This window comes from Pseudomonas sp. B21-012 (assembly GCF_024749305.1).
In the GTDB taxonomy this organism is placed as follows: Bacteria; Pseudomonadota; Gammaproteobacteria; order Pseudomonadales; family Pseudomonadaceae; genus Aquipseudomonas.
The window spans coordinates 4299564-4315532 of record NZ_CP087197.1 but is presented as its reverse complement, the minus strand read 5'-3'; the positions used below and the strand labels follow the sequence as shown (position 1 = coordinate 4315532).

Here is a 15969-nt window from a genome sequence, read left to right as displayed (position 1 = left end):
AACAGGACCCCGGCTTGCCGGGGTCTTGGCTTTCTGGGCCATGGATGCTCAAATCGCGCGCTTGAGGAAGCGGGGGCTGCAACGGCGCCCATCAAAAAAGGATTTTTGCGTGCGCGTGTTCGTATTGTTTGCCGGCCTGTGCCATTCACTGTTGGCGCTGGCCGATGTTGCACCGGCGGATTACCAGACGCCCCCCGGCTGGCGTACCGAATGCATGGGCCGGGTGCAGTTCGATGTGCCCAAGGACATTGCCTGGCACACTTCCAGTGGCTACTGGCAGTACTACAATTTCGAGCTCCCCACTCCCACAATAACCCCTGGGGACAAGCAGATTGCCTACGGCGAAGGGTTGACCGGCGAGCTGCCCTTTCTGGTCGACATTGAGGTCAGCCCGTTGACCACCCGTGCACTCTACGAACAGATCCGCTATGTGCAGGGTCTCACCCGTGGCCCGGCGCAGGAGCGGGTGGTGAAGGCGCAGATGGAGGCGCTGGATGCCGCCATCTCTGCGAGCCGTGACGACGAAACGCGCTACAGGGCCCTGAGTGATCAGTACTACGACTTGCGTGAAAAGCTCCAGCGCATAGGCTATGTGACTTCGCAACTGGTGGTGCTTGACGACATGATCAAGCAATTTACTGCCGAGGGGCGATCGGTGGCGAAGCTGCAGGTCGAGCGCGATGCCTTCTTCGAGGAGCAGGCGCAATGGCCGACCGATGTAGAGTACGAGCATGAGCGCTTTATCGAGCTGGGTGTGCCGGACGCCTCTGCAAACTGGTATGAAGGCAATCTGACTGCCTACCTGTGGCGCGATCAACGCATCTACCGATTCAAGTTCTACAGTGGCGCCAATACCGCGACAGACACCCCGGCGCTGGCCCGGCTGGAGCCCAGGGCGCGCGCTGTGCTGGCCGCGTTCCGCATCCGCAAGCAATACGAAATTCCCCAGGACAACGGCTTCTGTGTGCCCTTCGGCTTCATTGCCGATGATGGCACGCCGCGCCATGCCATCACCTTGGGCCTCAACCCCGCAGACAACCCGAACCTGTTGCACCGCCTGAGCATGAGCAGTGACAGTGACAAGGCCGTCGAGATGGTGCCGATGCTGCTGGATCGACTGATTGCCAACCCGTTTCCGCTGCAGATCAGCGTCGATAAGTTCGGGCCCTCAAGCGTGCGGATCGGCGCCGCCAAGGGCAGGTTCGGCGGTGCACGCTTTCGCGTCTATGAGCCTGACAGTTTGAAGCCGGCGGCCACAGAAACGTTCAGGATGGTCGCCGGCGCCTTGGGCTCCGGCTACCAGCCCACTGTGGTGCTGGGAGTGACCGATGAACACTCCGAGCCGCCGCTGCAGTTCGAGCCTTCCAGGGACGATTTTCTACGCACGCTGCAAAGCATACGCGCGCTGCCAGGCGCTCATCGCTTCGAGCCGCAAGAAGACTGAACAACCACCGCTGTATCGAGGTCAACGGAAGGTAAGCCCGATTCACCCTGAACATCTGTACAGAGGAGAGTCCAATGAAAGCATGGGTCATTACCTTCGTTGACCAGAAGGGCGAGCGTACCTCGCTGCCGCTCAGCGCAGAGCTGGAACCGAGTATCGAAGAGGCGGCGCGGCTGATTCGCTCCCATCTGTTTCCGGTCCTGGGCGAGCTGGACCTCAATGATTTCCAGGACCGCGAAACCTCGCCAACGGCCAAATGGCTGAAGGAGCAGAACGGGGTGGAGATCACTGCCATCACTGAAGGGCCTTGAACCCGCATGCCGGCTGGCACGCTGGGCAATCAGGCGCTACGCTGCAGACAAGGTCGGGCGATTTTTTCTGATTGTCCGGGCTTGCCGATCCACGTCACGCAACAGCTCGAATTGCCCCCGCACGGCTTGTGTGGCGGGCAGGTGCGTTTTGCACTGAAAGTCTATCCATCGGTAATGAGGAGGACGATTCATGAGCAGCCAATACGAGGACATCAGCAGCACGGTCTTGCGTCGGATGAAAGAAGGGGGGTTCAACTTCGCGCAGATTCATCCCATCGAGTTTTATGCGGTCTTTCCGGACGAGGCACGGGCGCGGCGAGCGGCAGGTAAGTTTCGCGGCGAATCACTCAGTGCCCAGGTCCACGAGCGCGATGATGGCGCCTGGCACCTGGAGCTGAGCAAGGTGATGTTTGCAACCTATGGCGGTATCGGCGAATTCGAACAGGATTTCGAAGCGGTGATCGCCCCGCTGGGCGGAGAAATAGAAGGCTGGGGCGTCAAGCAGGAACGTCAACTGGCTTGACCGGCAAGCAAGCGCGGCGCTTCGCAATGAGGCGCCGCCGTCAAAGCGAGCGCAGCGGTTGCACAGATCTGGTGCGACCGTTCTTCGTTTAAAACGCAACATACTGAATAACAAGGAATTGTGCCGCTGGCACGGGGCTTGCGATGGCTCCGGTGCACGGGTGACAAGGAGTTCGGCATGATCCGCACCTTTTATGACGAAATGTACGCCGCTGACGGCCAGGTCCGTCCGCACTACCGGGAATTCGCCCGCTGGCTGGCCGAAACCCCGCCAGAGCTGCTGGCCCAGCGTCGACGTGAAGCCGACCTGCTGTTCCACCGCGCCGGCATCACCTTCACCCTCTATGGCGACGAGCAGGGCACCGAGCGCCTGATTCCCTTCGATACCATCCCGCGCAGCATCCCGGCCAGTGAATGGCGGGTGGTCGAACGGGGCTGCATTCAGCGGGTCAAGGCGCTGAACCTGTTTCTAGCCGACCTGTACCACGACCAGCGCATCATTCGCGCCGGGATCATTCCGGCCGAGCAGGTGCTGGCCAACGAGCAGTACCAACTGGCGATGCAGGGCCTGGACCTGCACCGCGACATCTATTCGCACATTTCCGGGGTCGACCTGGTGCGCGACAGTGATGGCAGTTACTACGTGCTCGAAGACAACCTGCGCACCCCCAGCGGCGTCAGCTACATGATTGAAGACCGCAAGATGATGATGCGCCTGTTCCCCGAGCTGTTCGCGGCCCAGCGCATCGCGCCGATCGATCATTACCCCAACCTGTTGCTCGATACCCTCAAGAGCTCAAGCCCGCTGGACAACCCCAGCGTGGTGGTGTTGACGCCCGGGCGTTTCAACAGCGCCTTCTTCGAGCATGCCTTCCTCGCCCGCGAGATGGGCGTCGAGCTGGTCGAGGGCGCCGACCTGTTCGTGCGTGACGAGCGGGTATTCATGCGCACCACCGACGGCCCTAAGGCGGTCGATGTAATCTACCGGCGCCTGGACGATGCCTTCCTCGACCCGCTGGCCTTCAACCCCGATTCGATGCTCGGTGTGCCCGGGCTGCTGGCGGCTTATCGCTGCGGCAACGTGGTGCTGGCCAATGCCATTGGCACCGGGGTAGCCGACGACAAGTCGATTTACCCCTATGTCACCGACATGATCCGCTTCTACCTCGACGAGGAGCCGATCCTCAAGAACGTGCCGACCTGGCAGTGCCGCAAGCCTGAAGAACTGTCCCACGTGCTGGCGCACCTGCCGCAGCTGGTGGTCAAGGAAACCCAGGGTTCCGGCGGCTACGGCATGCTGGTGGGGCCGGCGGCCAGCCGTGCCGAGATTGAGGCGTTCGCCGCCCGGATCAAGGCCCGGCCAGCGGCCTATATCGCCCAGCCGACGCTGTCGCTGTCGACCTGCCCGACCTTTGTCGAAAACGGCATCGCCCCGCGGCATATCGACCTGCGCCCGTTCGTGCTGTCCGGGCGCGAGACCCGGGTGGTGCCAGGCGGCCTGACCCGGGTCGCGCTGCGCGAGGGCTCGCTGGTGGTCAACTCGTCCCAGGGCGGCGGCACCAAGGACACCTGGGTGGTCGAGGATTAAGTCATGCTGAGTAGAACTGCCTCTGATTTGTACTGGATGTCGCGTTACCTGGAGCGGGCGGAAAACCTCGCGCGGATGCTCGATGTCAGTTATTCGCTGTCGCTGATGCCGCAAGACGGGCGCGGCGATGGCCTGGATGAAATGGCCATGCCGCTGCTGATCACCGGTACCCTCGACGACTACCTCGAGCGCCATGGCCAGCTGCATGCCGAACGCCTGCTGCACTTCTTCGCCCTCGACCCAGAAAACCCGGCGAGCATTTACAGCTGCCTGGGTGCCGCGCGGGCCAGTGCCCATGCGGTACGTGGGCGGATCACCGCCGACATGTGGGAAAACATCAACGCCACCTGGCTGGAAATTCGTGGCATCGCCGAGCAAGGCCTGGGCCGTTATGGCATGAGCCGTTTCTGCGAGTGGATCAAGGAACGCTCGCACCTGTTCCGTGGCGCCACTTACGGCACCATCATGCGCAACGACGCCTTTCGCTTCATTCGCCTGGGCACCTTCATCGAGCGCGCCGACAACACCCTGCGCCTGCTCGATGCCCGCTACGAGATGCTTGGCGACGAGGCCGAGGCGGTCAGCGACAGCTCGGCGCGCGGTTACTACCAATGGAGCGCCTTGCTGCGCGCGCTGTCGTCATTCGAGGCTTACACCGAAATCTACCGTGATGCACCGGCCGCTCGCCATGTTGCCGAGTTGCTGCTGTTGCGCGCCGACGTGCCGCGCTCGCTGCGTGCCTGCACCGAGGAAATCGACCTGATCCTCGCCAGCCTGCCCGGCGGCAACGGCCGCCCGGCCCAGCGCCTGGCCGCCGAGGTGGACGCGCGCCTGCGCTACACCTCGATCGATGAAATCCTTGCCGAAGGCCTGCATCCCTGGCTGACCCATTACATCCCGCTGGTGCGTGAACTGGGCAACGCCATTCACAGCGCCTACCTGGAGGCCGTATGAGACTGACCATTAGCCACGAAACCGCCTACCACTACGAAGACCAGGTGCGTGCCAGCATCCAGTACCTGCGTCTGACTCCGCACGACAGCGAGCGTCAACAGGTGCTCAGTTGGCAACTGGACCTGCCGCGGCCGGTGCGCGCGCAACTGGACCCGTTCGGCAACATCCTGCATGTGCTGAGCCTGGAAGAGCCACATTCGGACCTGGTCATCGGCGCCCGTGGCCTGGTCGACATTGATGAAAGCCGCGAGGCCGAGCACGAGCTGCAATCGCCGCTGCCGTTCCTGCGCTTCACCCGCCTGACCGAAGCTGACGAAGCCTTGCGTGCCTTCGCCAGCCAGCAATGCCGAAAGCGCCGTGACCGCTCGACGTTGATCGAACTGATGAATGCCCTGAACCAGCGCATGGCCTACAGGCCCGGCAGCACCGCCGTGGATACCAGCGCCGCCCAGGCGTTTGCCGGCGGCGCCGGGGTATGTCAGGACCACACCCATGCCTTCCTGGCCTGCGCGCGCAGCCTGGGCATCCCGGCGCGCTATGTGTCCGGTTACCTGTTCGACAGCGACAGCCAGCAGATGGCCAGCCACGCCTGGGCCGAAGCCTGGCTGGAGGATGCCTGGTACAGCTTCGATGTCACCAACCAACTGGCCCGGCCTGAACGCCACCTGAAACTGGCGGTGGGCCTGGACTACCTGGATGCCTGCCCGGTGCGCGGCATGCGCCGCGGTGGTGGTTTCGAGCAGATGCACGCCAAGGTGCTGGTGACCCCGACCCTCAACGCCCAGCAGCAGTGAGCCTCAGGGTTTGCGCGTGGCCATGTGGGCCAGGTACGCCAGCAGCGCATCCAGCTCGCTATCGCTGATGACCGCTGCGGCAAACCCGGGCATTTTTGCCTGGGGCCACTGGCGCAGGCTTTGCGGGTCGCGGATATAGCGCCGGAGGAAATCGGCCTGGAAGTACTCGGTCGGGTTGTGCGGCAGGTTCAGGTCCGGGCCGAACTGGGCGTCCCCGGCGCCGTTGAGGCGATGGCAGGCCAGGCAGTTCTTCTGGAACACGGCAAAGCCCTGGTTGACCGGGTTGTCGGCGTTAATGCCTGGCGCCGGGCGCATGGCCGGGAAGCGTTCGGCCACTGCCGCCAGGCGGCGAATGCTGGCGACCTGGAAAGGCCATTGCTCAGGGCTGATGCGCCCGGCTTGCGGGTCGGTCCAGACCAGATAAAACGGCCCGGCACCGGGCTTGCCCTTGGCCAGTGCCGGCCAGGGTCTGGCCGGGTCTTCAATGGCCAGCCAGGCCCGCGCAGGGACGTCCTTGAGCAAAGGCGCGGCGGGCATCTCGGCGGCGAAACCGTCCAGGGCAATGGCTTGCAGGTGATCATCGGCCTGCACTCCCTGTAGGAGCACAGCCAGTGGTACCGCGCGGTAATGCATGGTTCGCTTGTAGGAAACGTCGTTTTCAATCTGGATATCCTGCGCCAGCGGATGCGCCAGCAACTCGGCGCTCTGCCAGTGGCGTCTGCCGTTGCCCAGGTCGAGGGTCAACTGCGCCGCCTGCAGGGGCAGGCACAGCAGGGCGAGCAACAAGCTGAAACAGTGGCGCATGGGCAGTCTCCAACCATCAGGGTCGGCAGATTACCTGCACACAACCGGCTTGTGCCAGGCACAAACCGCGGGAAGAGGGCATGCCGCTCAGCCGAACAGGCGTGAAAGGTTCGGCAGGATCAACAGCAGCGTAGTGGCGAAGAGAATGAGCCCGGCTTGACGTACTTTGTGTTGTTTGAACATGGCTGACCGCCTTTTTGTTGTTATTCCTGAGTGCCCAGAGGCTTCCTTGTCGTCGATCTGGCGAACATCATTTAACGTGGTGAAACATTAAGTCGCGAACCGTTGCTAATGGGTATACAGCTAACCTTAGGGTCAACGTCACCCGTGTTTTAGAACGCTTTAATCTGTACTTATTGCGCTTCAGATGTTTTTCGCTATGAGGCCTTTGGCCATCCACCAGCATTCCCCTTGCTAGACGCCTGCGCCACATCGGCAAGTGGATCCCAACCTCATGACCGTTCGTCCGAGCATCATACTTGCCTGCGCGCCTTATTCGGGGCAGGCTTTACGGGGCAATCCCGCCTTTGTCGTTCAGGACTATCTCTATGTCGCTACGCATCTGCATCCTGGAAACCGACGTCCTGCGACCGGAGCTGGTCGAGCAGTATCAGGGCTACGGACGGATGTTCGAGCAGCTGTTTACCCGCCAGCCAATCGCCGCCGAGTTTTGCGTCTACAACGTGTTGAGAGGCAAATACCCCGATGATGATGAGGTGTTCGATGCCTACCTGGTTACAGGCAGCAAGGCCGACTCGTTCGGTGATGATCCGTGGATTCACAAGCTCAAGGCGTTCCTGCTGGAGCGCTATCAGCGTGGCGACAAACTGCTTGGCGTGTGTTTTGGTCATCAACTGCTGGCGCTGCTGCTGGGCGGCAAGAGCGAGCGCGCGCACCAAGGCTGGGGGGTGGGTACCCACCGCTATGTGATGAACGCCAAGGCGCCGTGGATGAGCCCACAGGTCGAAGAGCTGACCTTGCTGATCAGCCATCAGGACCAGGTCACCCGCCTGCCGGAGAACGCCACGGTGATTGCCTCCAGCGACTTCTGCCCGAACGCCGCCTATCACATCGGCGACCAGGTGCTGTGCTTTCAGGGCCACCCGGAGTTCATCCACGACTATTCGCGGGCGCTGCTCGAGCTGCGCCAGGACAGCCTCGGCCAGGAGGTCTACCGCAAGGGCATCGACAGCCTGGCGCAGCAGCACCAGGGCAGCACGGTGGCCGAATGGATGATGCGCTTCGTCGCGCACAAGCCCCAGGGCAGTTCGGCCTGAGGCCTGCCGTTACAGCCAGCCGGAGCGCTTGAAGCTGGCGTACAGCGCCGTGCAGCCCACGGCGATCCCGCCCAGCACGGCAAAGTAGCCATAGTGCCAGCTCAGCTCCGGCATGTTCTGAAAGTTCATCCCGTAGATCCCCGCCACGGCGGTGGGGAAGGCCAGGATCGCCGCCCAGGCGGCGAACTTGCGCTGCACGATGCTCTGGCGTGACGACTCCAGCAGCATGCCGATCTCGATGGTCTGGCTGGCGATGTCGCGAATCCCTGCCAGGTCCTCCATCTGCCGGGTGACGTGGATCTGCACGTCACGAAAGTACGGGCGCATGTTCTTGTCGATGAACGGGAAGGTCAGACGCTGCAGTTCTTCGCTGACCTCGACCATCGGCGCCACATAGCGGCGCAGGCGCAGGATGTCGCGGCGCAGGCTGTGGATGCGCTGGATGTCTTCTTCCTTGAGCGAGCCGCTGAGCACGCTGCGCTCAAGCTCCTCGATCTCGCCATGAATGGCTTCGCTGACCGGCTGGTAGTTCTCGGTGACGAAGTCGAGCAGGGCGTAGAGCACGAAGTCTTCGCCGTGCTCGAGCAGCAGCGGCCGGGCCTCGCAGCGCTGGCGCACCAGGGCGTAGGATTTCGAGTGGCCGTTGCGGGCGGTGATGATGTAGCCGTTGCCGGCAAAGATGTGGGTTTCGATGAACTCCAGCTTGCCTTCATGGCGCACTGGCGAATAAGTGACGATGAACAGCGCATCGCCGAAGGTCTCGAGCTTGGGCCGGCTGTGCTTTTCCAGCGCGTCCTCGATGGCCAGCTCATGGAGGTTGAACTGGCGTTGCAGGTTGGCCAGTTCCTGGGCGTTGGGCTCTTCCAGGCCGATCCAGACAAAATGCCCGGGTTTGCTTGCCCACTGGCTGCCTTCATCGAGGCTGATATTGGTGACTTTTCTGCCGGCGCTGTACACCGCCGCCGCAACGACTCGACCCATGGTTGTCCGCTTCTTCTGTTAACCGTGCCAGTAGCTTGGTATGACCGGCACGATTCGGCAACCGTTCACGCCTGGGTCAGTTCACTTTCCATGCGATCGATGCAGTGTTGCATCTGCAGGCGGCACTGTTCGGCCAGGGCCGGCACATCCTGTTGGGTCAGGCCGCTGGTGGCGATCGGCGCCAGCGAACGGATTATGACCTTGCTGCGCCGCCAGCCGTTGAGCTTCAGGCGGCTGGCATAGCGGCTGACGCACACCGGCACGATCGGCACACCGGCTTCCACGGCCATGTGGAAGGCACCCTTTTTGAAGGTGATCAGATGCTCGCCGGCATTGCGCGTGCCTTCGGGGAACACCCAGATCGAGGTGTCGTCTTCGCTCAGGGTGCGGGTGGTGGTCTGCATGGCCCGGCGCGCCTGGTAGGCATTGCCGCGATCGACCAGGACGTTGCCGCCCAGCCAGAACAACTGGCCGAACAGCGGGATCCATTTCAGGCTCTTCTTGCCGATGCACACGGTGCGCGGCGGCACCACATGGCCGAGCACGAACAAGTCGTAGTTGGACTGGTGGTTGGCGATGATCACGCAGCCCGGCGGCTGGTCGAACAGCGGGCCGACCTCGGCCTTGATCTCAAGGCGCATCAGCCAGGTGGCGGGCAGGCCGTAAAGGCGTGCACAAATTCGGCTGTTGTCCGGGTTGAACGGTCGGCACAGGCCGACCAGCACACCAAGAATACCGGCCAGGAGAAAATGCAGCCCCAACAGGAACATGCGGATAATAAAAAGCATTCGTACGACTCACACCAGGCAAACGCGGCGCAGTGTACGGGTGTGCACTTCTATCGGCAAACGCTCATTGGGCGGGACAGGCCTGATTACACAATTAGTTGCAATCAGGCCTTGGTAGGGGGTCAGCCGAGGTGTTCCTGGTCGCGGATGATCGCGTCGTCGAGCAGCTCCAGCAGAGCTTTGCGCACCTTGAGCTTGGTGTGCTTGTGGGCGTTCATGTTGATCTTCTTCAACTGCCGGGCGGCAGTCAGCGCAGCTTCCTGAAGTTGCTCGACCGGCACGACCTTGTCGAGGAAACCGGCGTCCACGGCGCTGACCGGGTCGAACATCTCGGCATTGATCACCGAGCGGTGGAATGCTGCACGGCGCAGTCGATCGCGGGCCAGTTCAATACCGGCGTGGTGCATGGTCATGCCGATCTGCACTTCATTAAGGCCAATGCTGAACGGGCCTTCGACACCGATGCGGTAGTCGGCCGAGAGCAGCAGGAAAGCGCCCTTGGCCACCGCGTGGCCCGGGCAGGCGACGATGATCGGGAACGGGTGCGAAAGCATGCGCCGGGCCAGGGTCGAGCCTGCGGTGACCAGGCTGACGGCTTCTTTAGGGCCTGCGGTCATGACTTTGAGGTCATAGCCGCCGGACAGAATGCCGGGCTGGCCGGTGATGATTACCACCGCGCGGTCCTGCACGGCCTGGTCGAGAGCGGCATTGAAGGCCTTGATGACGTCAGGCGAGATGGCGTTGACCTTGCCGTTGTTCAGGGTCAGGGTGGCAATGCCGTCTTCGAGGTGGTAGGTAATCAGCTCACTCATGACAGAGTTCCTTAAAGGGGAGTGGGGCAGACGTTACTCAGGCAAGTGCCCGAGGTAAAGCGCTGTGACTGACTGACCGGTCAGCTTGACGGCCCGTTCGCTCGTGCTGACGGGAGTAGGTGAATCGGCGCTGTCAAAGCACGCCAGAGAATGGCGGCTTTGCCCTGTGTACCGTGGTTTTTTGCTTGAATGGCTTAAGCGCATGAATATTCTGAAAAAAACCTTTGCCATCAGAACCTCTTTCGACTACATTAGCGCGCCTCGACAGGCTGAACTGCTTGAAGAGAAACGGTGAAGTGTCCGAGTGGCTGAAGGAGCACGCCTGGAAAGTGTGTATACAGGAAACTGTATCAAGGGTTCGAATCCCTTCTTCACCGCCATATCTAGAAAAGCCCCCGACCTGAACAAGGTCGGGGGCTTTTTGTTTTGCCCATGAAAAAGGATGTTTCAGATGCTCAAAGAATGTTTTACCAAGGCGCAGATCCTCGCCGCCGAACAATTGCTGACCTTGGTCAGCCCGTCGGCGGCAATGGCCAGCCAGCATGTCCAGGCCCTGCGCGAGGTCGAGCTGGATGAAGACGACATCGAGGAATTCGAGGACGATCCGCAGCAACTGATGTACATCGTCAAGGACGTGGCGGACTGGGAGTCGGTGTTCTTTGTCGACTGGAAAGACACCGAGTCATTCGTGCAGAGCGTGCAGCAGCTGGCCGAGGCACGGGATGCCGACGTTACGTTCGGCGTCGAGGACGCGGAAGATGAAGACTTCCTCGAAGGCACCACGGTGCCCGAACTGATGGTCACCGCCCACGACGAACTGCACAAGCAGGGCCTGGTGCTGTGGAACTGGTCTACCGATGGTGACTGCTACAGCGGTTTCATTACCACCAGGGACGTGGCGACGCAGCTGGTGGCGTTGGGTGAGGTGTTGGAAGTGGAAATTCGCGAGGGTAGCGAGCCGTTCTGACGGCGGTGTCTTCATCGCGGGTCAAGTCGACCCGCGATGAGCCCCTCAGAAGCTCACAGACGCCGAAACCCGTGCAGTGCGCGGCGCCCCCTGAAACAGATAACCATCCCCCAGGTACTCCCCGGCATCGCGCCAGTAGCGTTTGTCGAAGACGTTATCCACCATCAGCCGCAGCACCGTGTCGTAACCACCAATCCTGGTGCTGTAACGGCTGCCCAGGTCAAACACCGCATAGCTGCCGACCTCAACCGTTCCAGCCTGATTGGCGTACTTGCTGGCGCTGTAGCGCGCACCGCCGAGCAGGGCCAGGCCCGGGATCGGCAGGCTGTAGTCGGCCTGCACCGCAGCGCGCAAGTTCGGTACGTTGAGCGCCTGATGGTCTTCGTAGTCCGCCGTGCCGCTGTTTTTGACCCGCGCGCGAATTGCCGCAGCACTGGCGTTGATCTGCAGGTTGGAGGTCAGCCAGCCGCTGGCGCCCAGCTCCAGGCCGATGTTTTTTTGCTGGCCTTGCTGCACATAGGTGAAACCACCGGCACCGTCAGGTTGTGAATACTGATAGGCCTGGCGCAGCTGGAACAGCGCGGCGCTCAGGCTCAGGCGTTGCCAGTCGCGCTTGATGCCGACTTCCAGTTGATGGGACAGGGTCGGCGCAAGAATCTCGGCACCGTTACTAGCGAACCACGGCGCAGTACCGCCGGAAGACAGGCCCTTGCTATAGCTGGTGTACAGGGCGATGTCCGGGCGCGGCTTGTAGATCAGCGCGGCATTGGGCAACAGTTGGTAGTCGCGGGTGTGGCGGCCTGAGTTGCCATCTTCGCCGAAGGTTTTTTCATCCAGGCGCACCAGGCGTGCGCCCAGCACGGTCTGCCAGTGCTCATTGAAACTGATGCGGTCGCTGGCGAATATCCCGTATTGGCGGCTGTCGAGTCTGCGGGTGCTGTGGCCAGGGGTTTTTTCAGACGGCTCCAGCGCCGGCGTTTGTTGATAGATGTTGCCGCTGCCGATCCACTCGTTGAAATAGGGGCGCTGATCGAGGGTTCGACGCTGAGCGCTGCTACCGATGGTCAGCTCGTGGCCAACGCCCAGGCTGTCGAAGCGGCCATTGAGCGCCACTTGAGCCTCATCGGTGCGTCGGGTGTCGTCGGGGCTGCGGTAGTCATAAATGTCATAGTCGCCTGCCTCGCTGAAGTAGACGCCTTCACTCGACCCCCAGGCAAACGAACTGTAGTCATCGATCACCACCTTGCTGCGCGAGGCGCTGACGCTGCCGGTCCAGTTGTCACTGAAGCGATATTCGAAGCGCCCGCCAAGGTTCAGCGAGTCGATGCTCACCGGGTTGGCCCAGTGCTGATAGGCCAGGCGGTCATGCGGGTCGATGCCGTGGGGCAGGCTGTTGCCGCCGAGCAACTGGTAGCCCGGCACCGAACGCTGCTCGCGCTGCTGGTATTCGGCATCCAGCTGCAGCACGGCGTCGGGGTTGATCTGCCAGTCGAAGGCCAGCGAGGCGAAGTCGCGCTTGCCGTCGGCGTGGTCGACGTAGCTGCGGATGTCCTCATGCGCCAGGTTGGCGCGCAGGCCGAACTGACGCTCGCTGCCGAACCAGCCGCCGAGGTCGGTGGCCAGGTAGCGCTCGCCTTGTTCGTTGCTTGAAACCGTCACCGAGCGCACATCCTCCGGGCGCTTGGTCACGTAGTTGATCAGGCCACCGGGTTCCGACACGCCGCTTTGCAAGCCCGACAGGCCCTTGAGCAACTCGACCTGTTGCTTGTTCTCCAGCGCCACGTTCTGCTCGCCGGCGATGGTCTGGCCGTTGATCTTGTAGCTGCTGGCGGCGTTGAGCTCGAAGCCGCGCACGTTGAAGTTTTCGTAGTATCCGATCGGCGCATAGCTTTCACCCACCGAGGCATCGCTTTGCAGCACTTCACTGAGCTTGCGCACCTGGCGGTCGGCCAGCAGTTGCTCGTTGAACACTGCAATCGAGGCCGGCGTATCGAGCAGTGGCGCCGGCTGGAAACCGCCGACCGCAGCTTCGCGGGCCTGGTACCCCTCGCTATAGACCTGCGACACCTGCAGCGGGGCCAGGGTGATGCTGTCCTCGGCCAGGCTGTGTGTAGCCGGCAGGGCCAGGCTCAGGCCGAGCAGGCGCAAGGGCAGGCGAGGGCGAGGCAGGGTCATGCAGGAGCTCCTTGAAAACGAACGCGAACGCGCCGGTATCGATCGGCTGCTGTCCGGCAGGGCGTATTTGCCCGATAGGCGATGAGGGGCGCGAGCCCGGGTGGCGAAAGCCTGCCGGGTATTGCGCCGGGCAGGCGGGGGCGCAATCTTAGCAGGGGCGACCGGTTGGCGGCGCCCCTGTTTTCAATCGATTGTCATGACCATGAACGTACGAGGGCTGTGCGGATTCAGCCGTTCGCTGCCGCCTGGCTGTGGCGTCGCCAATTGCCGTCGATTTTCGACCAGGTCTTCTTGTCGGTGATGGCCATCAGCTTGCGACCATCCTTGAAGGTCGCCAGGAAGGTCACCTCTTCTTCCTTGCCGCCTAGCCAAAGGCCGGCGATCAGGCCGACCGGGCCGGCCACCAGGGCGCCGGCAACGCCCCAGCCCAGCGCACTGCTCAGGCTGCGGCTGGATTCCTGATTGGCGACGATCAGATCGGTAATGCGGGTCAGGGCGATTTTCTCGCCAGGTGAGGGGCTGCGGGCGGTCTTGAGTGTGAGCGATCCATTGCGGTACTCGCCTTCACCTTGCAAGAAATCGCCGGATTGAACCGTGAGTCTTGTCATAGTGGCATCCAGGTTGAAAGGGCTGTTGACCAATCCCTACTCAGCGCCCGGGCCCGTCACAAGTCAATGGCCAGCCGACGGAGGGTCACCCGCTAGTTGTCACAAAAAAGTAAAGGCTCAGAATCACCGGGTTATAACGGCATGTCGCATTCTTATAATTAAACTTCGATTATGCAACTAAAACTGTCAGGTCAGTTTTCGTCTAGGGCCGGGGTTTTTGTCAGTCTCGATATATCGTCGTTTGCGCAAATGTATACGCACTGGCTAAATCAAGGGTTTGCGCGTGTAGGACAATAAACAATTAGTCTTATTGAAAATTTACGTCAAAAAAAGCTGGACAGTTCAATTCCACCTGTGTCAGTTTTTCCCCGCCTCATTCAGGCGAGTGATAGGACGATCTCGCCGCAGGAGCGTCCTATCGGACAACAACTGCTTTTTTGTAAACAAGGAAGTGTCTGTATGTCGAAAGTCAAAGAAAGCGCTATTGTTTCAGCTGGCTCTGTATTGCAACCGCACGGTGCAAGTTCCGCTTACAGCCTGATCAATAGTTTCGGCCATCAATATGATCGCGGCGGCAGTGCGACAGTCAATGGCAAACCTTCGTTCTCGGTCGACCAGGCCGCTACCCAGTTGCTGCGCGACGGCGCTGCCTGGAAAGACCTGAACAAGGACGGCACCATCAGCCTGACCTATACCTTCCTGACCAAGGCACCTTCTGACTTCTATGGTCAGGGGCTGGGCTCGTTCAGCGCCTTTTCCGCGCAGCAGAAAGCCCAGGCCAAACTGTCCATGCAGTCCTGGGCGGACGTGGCCAAGGTCACCTTCAAGGAAGGCGCCTCGGGCGGCGACGGTCACATGACCTTCGGCAACTACAGCGATGGCAGCACCGGCGGCGCGGCATTCGCCTACCTGCCGTTCGACGGTCCGGGCTCGCACAAGGGCGAATCCTGGTACCTGATCAACAATCAGTACCAGGCCAACGTCAACCCGGAAAACGGCAACTACGGCCGTCAGACCCTGACCCACGAAATCGGCCACGTCCTGGGCCTGTCCCACCCCGGCGACTACAACGCCGGCGAAGGCTACCCGACCTATGCCGATGCTACCTACGGCCAGGACACCCGTGGCTACAGCGTCATGAGTTACTGGGGCGAGAGCAACACCAGCCAGAACTTCACCAAGGGCGGTGTGCAGGTGTACTCCTCGGCACCGCTGATGGATGACATCGCCGCCATCCAGAAGCTCTATGGCGCCAACTACGCGACCCGCTCCGGCGACACCGTGTACGGCTTCAACTCCACCGCTGACCGCGACTTCTACTCGGCCACCTCGGCCTCGTCGAAAATCGTCTTCTCGGTGTGGGACGGTGGCGGCAACGACACCCTGGACTTCTCCGGTTTTACCCAGAACCAGAAGATCAACCTCAATGACGCGTCGTTCTCCGACGTCGGCGGCATGATCGGCAATATTTCCATTGCCAAGGGTGCCATTGTAGAGAACGCCATCGGCGGCTCGGGCAACGACCTGCTGATCGGCAACGCCGTGGCCAACGAGCTCAAGGGTGGTGCCGGCAACGACATCATCTATGGCGGCGGCGGTGCCGACAAACTCTGGGGTGGTGCCGGTTCCGACACCTTCATCTTCGCTGCCAGCAGCGATTCGACCCCGAGCAATCCCGACCGGATCATGGATTTCGTCAGCGGTCAGGACAAGATCGATCTGTCGGCAATGTCGGCCTTTGCCGTCAACAAGCTGCCGCTGCAGTTCGTTGATGCCTTCACCGGCCATGCCGGCGAAGCGGTGCTTAGCTTCGATCAGGCAAGCAACCTCGGTAGCCTGTCGATCGACTTCACCGGCAACAGCCTGTCTGATTTCCTGGTGACCACTGTAGGTCAGGCGGTCGCCACGGATATCGTGGTCTGATAGCAAACTGAAAGGGCGGCG

The 15969-nt window shown here is 61.5% G+C and carries 15 protein-coding genes and 1 tRNA gene; 10 read left to right on the top strand and 6 right to left on the bottom strand.

The annotated features are described in order from the left end of the window. Positions 1-109: 109 nt before the first annotated feature. From LOY37_RS19655 to LOY37_RS19630, 6 genes are all read left to right on the top strand, one after another. Positions 110-1444: a hypothetical protein gene (locus LOY37_RS19655; protein WP_258715558.1), complete on the top strand. Its 1335-nt coding sequence runs from the start codon at positions 110-112 to the stop codon at positions 1442-1444. Positions 1445-1518: 74 nt separating this feature from the next. Beyond that, a complete protein-coding gene (locus LOY37_RS19650; RefSeq protein ID WP_045195283.1) occupies positions 1519-1755 on the top strand; it encodes a hypothetical protein in 237 nt (78 codons plus the stop codon). A 190-nt stretch (positions 1756-1945) separates the two neighbouring features. Next, positions 1946-2278, top strand: a complete 333-nt coding sequence (locus tag LOY37_RS19645; protein WP_010226349.1) for a ribonuclease E inhibitor RraB — start codon at positions 1946-1948, stop codon at positions 2276-2278. A gap of 177 nt (positions 2279-2455) precedes the next feature. Next, entirely contained in the window at positions 2456-3865 is a 1410-nt protein-coding gene (locus LOY37_RS19640) for a circularly permuted type 2 ATP-grasp protein (RefSeq protein ID WP_258715557.1), read from the top strand. 3 nt (positions 3866-3868) lie between these two features. Continuing rightward, on the top strand, positions 3869-4819 hold the full coding sequence (locus tag LOY37_RS19635; RefSeq protein ID WP_045195278.1) for an alpha-E domain-containing protein: 951 nt from the start codon (positions 3869-3871) through the stop codon (positions 4817-4819). Then, positions 4816-5613 carry a transglutaminase family protein gene (locus tag LOY37_RS19630; RefSeq protein ID WP_045195277.1) on the top strand — a complete coding sequence of 266 codons (798 nt, stop codon included), beginning with the start codon at positions 4816-4818 and terminating at the stop codon, positions 5611-5613. The genes LOY37_RS19635 and LOY37_RS19630 overlap by 4 nt, the downstream gene beginning before the upstream one ends. Positions 5614-5616: 3 nt before the next feature. Here LOY37_RS19630 and LOY37_RS19625 read toward each other — a convergent pair whose 3' ends face one another. Further along, positions 5617-6417, bottom strand: a complete 801-nt coding sequence (locus LOY37_RS19625) for a cytochrome c (RefSeq protein ID WP_258715556.1) — start codon at positions 6415-6417, stop codon at positions 5617-5619. 548 nt (positions 6418-6965) lie between these two features. On the opposite strand from LOY37_RS19625, the gene LOY37_RS19620 reads away from it, so the two are divergent. Beyond that, positions 6966-7694 carry an amidotransferase gene (locus tag LOY37_RS19620; protein WP_258715555.1) on the top strand — a complete coding sequence of 243 codons (729 nt, stop codon included), beginning with the start codon at positions 6966-6968 and terminating at the stop codon, positions 7692-7694. A 9-nt stretch (positions 7695-7703) separates the two neighbouring features. Here LOY37_RS19620 and LOY37_RS19615 read toward each other — a convergent pair whose 3' ends face one another. The 3 genes from LOY37_RS19615 to LOY37_RS19605 all read right to left on the bottom strand — a co-directional run bounded on the left by LOY37_RS19615 (position 7704) and on the right by LOY37_RS19605 (position 10275). Further along, positions 7704-8675, bottom strand: a complete 972-nt coding sequence (locus LOY37_RS19615; protein ID WP_045195270.1) for a magnesium and cobalt transport protein CorA — start codon at positions 8673-8675, stop codon at positions 7704-7706. A 65-nt stretch (positions 8676-8740) separates the two neighbouring features. Then, positions 8741-9463: a 1-acyl-sn-glycerol-3-phosphate acyltransferase gene (locus LOY37_RS19610; protein ID WP_258715554.1), complete on the bottom strand. Its 723-nt coding sequence runs from the start codon at positions 9461-9463 to the stop codon at positions 8741-8743. Positions 9464-9585: 122 nt separating this feature from the next. After that, positions 9586-10275, bottom strand: coding sequence for a crotonase/enoyl-CoA hydratase family protein (locus LOY37_RS19605; RefSeq protein WP_045195264.1), 690 nt, complete (start codon positions 10273-10275; stop codon positions 9586-9588). 290 nt (positions 10276-10565) lie between these two features. Between LOY37_RS19605 and LOY37_RS19600 the strand changes: the two genes are divergently transcribed. Both LOY37_RS19600 and LOY37_RS19595 read left to right on the top strand, forming a co-directional pair. Then, positions 10566-10655, top strand: a tRNA-Ser gene (locus tag LOY37_RS19600). Between the two features lie 71 nt (positions 10656-10726). Continuing rightward, complete coding sequence (locus LOY37_RS19595; protein WP_195884776.1) at positions 10727-11242, top strand: hypothetical protein; 516 nt, start codon at positions 10727-10729, stop codon at positions 11240-11242. A gap of 45 nt (positions 11243-11287) precedes the next feature. Here LOY37_RS19595 and LOY37_RS19590 read toward each other — a convergent pair whose 3' ends face one another. Together LOY37_RS19590 and LOY37_RS19585 are read right to left on the bottom strand one after the other, a co-directional pair. After that, positions 11288-13417: a TonB-dependent siderophore receptor gene (locus LOY37_RS19590; protein WP_258715553.1), complete on the bottom strand. Its 2130-nt coding sequence runs from the start codon at positions 13415-13417 to the stop codon at positions 11288-11290. 227 nt (positions 13418-13644) lie between these two features. After that, positions 13645-14025, bottom strand: coding sequence for a hypothetical protein (locus LOY37_RS19585; RefSeq protein ID WP_045195746.1), 381 nt, complete (start codon positions 14023-14025; stop codon positions 13645-13647). A gap of 459 nt (positions 14026-14484) precedes the next feature. Between LOY37_RS19585 and LOY37_RS19580 the strand changes: the two genes are divergently transcribed. Next, a complete protein-coding gene (locus tag LOY37_RS19580; protein WP_195884774.1) occupies positions 14485-15948 on the top strand; it encodes a serralysin family metalloprotease in 1464 nt (487 codons plus the stop codon). Positions 15949-15969: the final 21 nt, after the last annotated feature.